The following is a 5,187-nucleotide window of genomic DNA, read 5'->3' as shown; positions in this document are numbered from 1 at the left end:
CTGCACCGCAGGTTCGGTGGTGGTCACGCAACGCGGATTCACGCATTTGATGATGTTCACCACATGCTCGGGCAGGGTCGGCTTCTTCTTCTCGACGATCTTGCCGCCGCGTACGATGCCAACGGTGGCAGTGCGGGCCACGAGCCCCAGCACGTCAAGGTCGATGGACTCGGTCTCGTCCTCAATTTTGATGATGTCCTTGGTGCCGTACATATGGCTGTCGGTGTTCATGATCAGCGCGAGCTTGGTTTTGGACGGATCGATCTTCAAATATTCGAGCACCTTGAGCGCGGTGCCGGCCGGCACGTGATCGATGATGATGCCGTTCTGAATGCTGGTGACCTCCATCAGGCCTGTACCTCCTTGGCTTCCGACGGTTCGTATCCCGGCAGTTCGTCGCCGACCACCGAGCTTTCCAGCGCCATGCGCATGAGCATGCCGTTCTTGACCTGTTCGAAATAAGCGGCGCGCGGATCGTCATCCACTTCCACCGCGATCTCGTTGACACGCGGCAACGGATGCAGCACTGCCATGTCCTTCTTGGCATACGCCATCTTCGCCTCATCGAGAATGTAGGTGTCGCGCAGGCGCAGGTAATCATCCTCGTTGAAGAAGCGTTCCTTCTGCACACGGGTCATATACAGCACGTCGAGGTCTCCGATGACGGAAACGAGATCCTTGACCTCGGTATAGGAGCAGGAGTCGGTGGCGTTGATGCGATCGAGCACGTACTGCGGAGTCTTGAGCTCGTCCGGGCTGATCAGCACGAAGTTTACATTGCCGAAGCGGCACAGCGTTTCAATCAGGGAGTGCACGGTGCGGCCGAAGGTGAGGTCGCCGCACAGGCCGACAGTCAGGTTGGTAACGCGACCGAAGCGGGATTGCAGGGTGGCCAGATCGGCCAAGGTCTGCGTCGGATGCATGTGCCCGCCGTCACCGGCGTTGATGACCGGCACGGATGCGGCACGGGAGGCGACGAGCGCCGCGCCTTCCTTCGGGTGGCGGATGGCAACAACGTCCACATAGTTGGAGACTGTCTTCAGCGTGTCGGCGATGGTCTCACCCTTGGTGACGGACGCAAGCTGGGCACCGGCGAAGCCGATTACCTTGCCGCCGAGTCGCAGCATGGCGGTTTCGAAGCTCAGACGCGTGCGCGTGCTCGGCTCATAAAACAAAGTGGCGAGCACCCTGCCTTCGCAGGTGTGCGCCACTTCCTTACGATGGGAATCGATGTACTGCGCTTTACGGAGCAGTTCCTGGATTTGACGAATGGAAAGATCATCAAGCGTGATGACGCTTTTTCCGACCATCGGCGTTTCAATCGCCGGTTCGAGTACTGAGGACAACGGCTCACCTTTCATGCAACTTGTGGTTGAAGGTGGCCACTCGAAGTGACCTAGCCAACTATAGCCTGAAATACTGACTCCCATCATTCACCGCGTGTTCACGTTTTGCGTCGAATCGAGGACAAACACGCAGGAACACGTCGAACGACCATATACGAAGACGGAAATCGTCCGGCATCGGTCATCGATGCGGACAAGGAAAGCATATGATCTCCAATATCTATAACTCTATAGATAATGACAATGTCAGACCGGGGTAGGAATATACGGATATGAGCAATACGAATGATTCAATGAAGAAGCCCATTTCCAAAAGCGCGATCGCGGCCATCGTGTTCGCAGTGATCTCCATCCCGCTGGCGTTCGGCAGACCCGTGCTGGCGAAGTTCTTCTGCTCCATTTTCGTGGACGTGTCCATCGTGTTTGCCGTCATCTCGCTGATAACGGTGTTCGGTACGCACAAGCACGGAAGCAAAGCCCTTGCTCTCGGCGCAGCGGTCCTCGTGGCGCTGGTCGCAATCGTGCTGTCGATGTACGTCCGCTGAACCGGCCGGAGGAATCGGGCGTACCGAATCTGTCCTGCACGGCGATATGCCGTCCGTCATGAACGGTCGTAGAAAAGCCGCTCCATCACATCACGGCTTTTGCGCATCACGGCGAGCAGGTCGTTCTCGAAATGCTGTCCACGATTCGCATCGTAACCGAGATAAACGGCGATTCCACCCAACGAATACGTGTCGTCGGGAAGGATGTCCGCCTGGCTGACGCGCCCACTCCACAGATAGTTGCCATTGCGCGCCGCCGTGCACATGCGCCACGCCTTGCGTAGGACGACGGCGTCACCGGCGCTGATCAATCTGCGACGCTCCAATTCATCCAACGCCTGCAACGTTCCATTGACCCGCAGGTTCGCATTGTCTCCGGCATGCCGCAATTGCAGCAGCTGGACCGTCCATTCGACATCGGACAATCCGCCTTTGCCGAGTTTCAGATGACGGTCCCTTCGCACTCCACGCGGCAGCCGCTCGGCTTCCATACGCGCCTTGAGTTTGCGGATCTCCGCGATTTGAGACTCCGTCAGATCCGTCTTGGGATAACGCAACGGATCGGCGATGTTCATAAGGAAATCCTCGGCGAGCGCCGCGTCGCCCGCCGCGTATCGGGCACGCAGCAACGCCTGGTGCTCCCAAGTGCTGGCCCAGGAACGGTAGTACTCCTCGCAGGATGCATAGGAACGTACGAGAGGACCGTTTTTGCCTTCGGGACGCAGGTCCATGTCGAGTTCGATTTTGGGTTCGAGAGTGGTCGGGCCTTGCAGGATGGCGCGGAGGTCCTCCTGCGCTTTCCTCACGAAAAGGTTGGCTTGGGCGTCATCGGCGTCATCCGTGGGACGGTAGATGATGATGACGTCCGCGTCGGAGCTGAAATTCACTTCTCCTCCGCCGTAACGCCCCATGGCGATGACCGCAATCGCGGCCGGAGGCTCGGCTAGTCCCATGTCCTTCGTGCGATGGCGGATGGCCCAGGCGAGCGATGCGTCGATTGCCGCGTCGTATACATCGGTCATGCCTGCGAGCGAGGCCTTGTCGTCGATGACACCGCTCATCCATCCCAGTCCGATGCGTTCGATTTCGTGCCGTCTCATGGCTCGGATGGAATTGGCGAAGTCGTTGATGTTGTCGGCGTTGCGTTCGAGCGACGCGTGGGTCTGCACGTCAAGGCTTTCACGGGAGCGTGGTTGCAGATTGTCGTCGTCGCCAAGCCATGTGACGGATTCGACGGATTTGTTGAGTGCATCGCCCAGGAAACGGGAGTTGGACAACACGTGGCAGAGTCGTTGCGCGGCCGATGGCGAGTCGCGTAGGAATCCGAGATATTCGCTTTCCGTGCCGAAGTGTTCTTCAAGTTTGCGCCAATTGAGCAGTCCCATGTCGGGATTCTGTCCTTCGCCGAGCCATTGGAGCGCGGCTGGCAGCAGGATACGATTGATCTTCGCGGCACGCGAGATGCCGGCGGTCAATGCCGTGACATGGCGCATGGCGGCGTCCGGGTCGTCGAAGCCGATGGACGCGAAACGTTCCTGCATGGCGTTGGCGGACAGTTCGACCTGTTCGTCGTCAAGTCCGGCGCTGATGGGCAGCATGGGCCGGTAGTAAATGTCCATGTGCAGGTGACGTACCTCACGTCGGGTTTCGTCATACTTGTCCACGAGTTCCTCGGGATGCATGTGGAAAGCGCGCGCGAGCCGACGAAGTTCGAGGTTGTGGTTGAGCTCGTCGTCGTTGGTGTCGCGTTTGCGTTCCATGCCGCCGAGGCTGGCTTTGCCGAGGTCCGGAAACAGATGGGTGCGTTTCAGCGCCCACATCTGCTGGCGGTGTTCCATGACACGTTCGAACCGGTAATCCCAGGAGAGTTTTTTTGCTTGCTTGCGCGAGACGTATCCGCCTTCGGCGAGGCGCCTCAATGATTCCAAAGTGGAGCTGGTACGCAGCGACTCATCGGCGCGGCCGTGGACGAGCTGGAGCATTTGCACGGTGAATTCCACGTCGCGCAGGCCTCCTCGGCCGAGTTTGATCTCACGGTCCTTCAGGGGCGCCGGAATGAGGTCTTCGACACGTTTGCGCATCTGCTGGCAATCGTAGACGAAGTTGTCGCGTTTGGATGCGGTCCATACGAACGGTCGGGTCATGTCCATATAGGCTTGGCCGAGGTCGGGATCTCCGGCGACGGGACGTGCCTTGAGCAGGGCTTGGAATTCCCAGTTCTCCGCCCATTGCTCGTAGTACGCCTTATGTGATTCGAGTTTGCGTACGAGAGGACCGTCCTTGCCTTCGGGCCGCAATCCCCCATCGATCTGCCAGAGGGTAGGTTCGGCGACTCCCATGATGACGGATTGGCATACTCGTTGCAGGGTCGTGGCCATTTTCGTGCCGATGCGATTGAGCGTCATGCCGTTGGTGTCCGTATCGGCGGGCTCCACCACGTATATCAGGTCCACGTCGGATACGTAGTTGAGCTCCCTCGCGCCGAGCTTGCCCATGCCGATGATGGCGAAGCGCACGTGTTCGCTGCCGTCCACTTCATTGCGGGCGATGGCGAGCGCTCCCTCCAGGGCTGCGTCGGCAAGGTCGGACAGTTCCTGGCTGATTCTCGGCTGGATTTCGATGGGGTCTTCCGCGGTGGTGTCCTGCGCCATGATGGCGGCTAGTTGTTTCCTATAGGTCTGCCGCAGGGCGGTCGCCGCCTCCGCAAGGGTTTTCGAGGCTTTCGGCATGCGATTGTCGGCGGGGTCGGCACCGACCGCTTCGAGCACATGCGCGCGCCGCTGGGCATGGTTGTACAGGTGGCTTTCACATGAGTCGCTGGCCGCGGCCATGACAAGTTCGGGGCGGAACCGCATGAGTTTGCCCATTTCATCGGATACGCCAAGCACGGTGACCAACCGGACGAGTCCTTTGTCGTCGGTGATGATCTGCCGGAAATCACGTCCCTGGCTTTGCAGCGCCTTGATGATGTCCACGAGATTGCGCAACGCGACGTCGGGGTCGCAGGTCTTTTCCAATGTCTCCATCAGCAAATGCAGCCGGTCGGCGTCAATGCCGTCTGCACGCAGCTCATCAAGCAGCCCACGTGCCATGTCCAAATCCTGCAATCCAGCCCGAATCAGATCGAGCACCCCAAACTTATGCGTAGAACCCATGGGTCCCATGATAACTGCCTATGGCGCTGAATATGACAAGGGGATGGTCGCGGCGTGATGAACTGCGCCCCGATTGTTGGACGCTGTTAATTAGGATACAGCCCTAGACCGCGAGGGACATGCCCCGGAACTCCTCCGGGG

General features: G+C 59.0%; 4 protein-coding genes. 1 reads left to right on the top strand and 3 read right to left on the bottom strand.

What is annotated here, in order from left to right; translation table 11 throughout:
* Together ACR0P8_RS08550 and pyrB are read right to left on the bottom strand one after the other, a co-directional pair.
* Nucleotides 1–348 (bottom strand): aspartate carbamoyltransferase regulatory subunit (locus ACR0P8_RS08550; RefSeq protein WP_432624667.1); only part of this gene is annotated, 348 nt, incomplete at its 3' end.
* Nucleotides 348–1,310, bottom strand: a complete 963-nt coding sequence (gene pyrB, locus ACR0P8_RS08545; RefSeq protein ID WP_432624666.1) for an aspartate carbamoyltransferase — start codon at nucleotides 1,308–1,310, stop codon at nucleotides 348–350. The genes pyrB and ACR0P8_RS08550, both read right to left, overlap by 1 nt.
* Nucleotides 1,311–1,618: 308 nt before the next feature.
* On the opposite strand from pyrB, the gene ACR0P8_RS08540 reads away from it, so the two are divergent.
* Entirely contained in the window at nucleotides 1,619–1,891 is a 273-nt protein-coding gene (locus ACR0P8_RS08540; protein WP_432624665.1) for a hypothetical protein, read from the top strand.
* Nucleotides 1,892–1,947: 56 nt separating this feature from the next.
* Here ACR0P8_RS08540 and ACR0P8_RS08535 read toward each other — a convergent pair whose 3' ends face one another.
* On the bottom strand, nucleotides 1,948–5,046 hold the full coding sequence (locus ACR0P8_RS08535; protein WP_432624664.1) for a bifunctional [glutamine synthetase] adenylyltransferase/[glutamine synthetase]-adenylyl-L-tyrosine phosphorylase: 3,099 nt from the start codon (nucleotides 5,044–5,046) through the stop codon (nucleotides 1,948–1,950).
* Nucleotides 5,047–5,187: the final 141 nt, after the last annotated feature.

Origin of the sequence: Bifidobacterium sp. (assembly GCF_050874245.1) — a bacterium.
In the GTDB taxonomy this organism is placed as follows: Bacteria; Actinomycetota; Actinomycetes; order Actinomycetales; family Bifidobacteriaceae; genus Bifidobacterium.
This window is presented reverse-complemented; position numbering and strand designations above follow the sequence as displayed.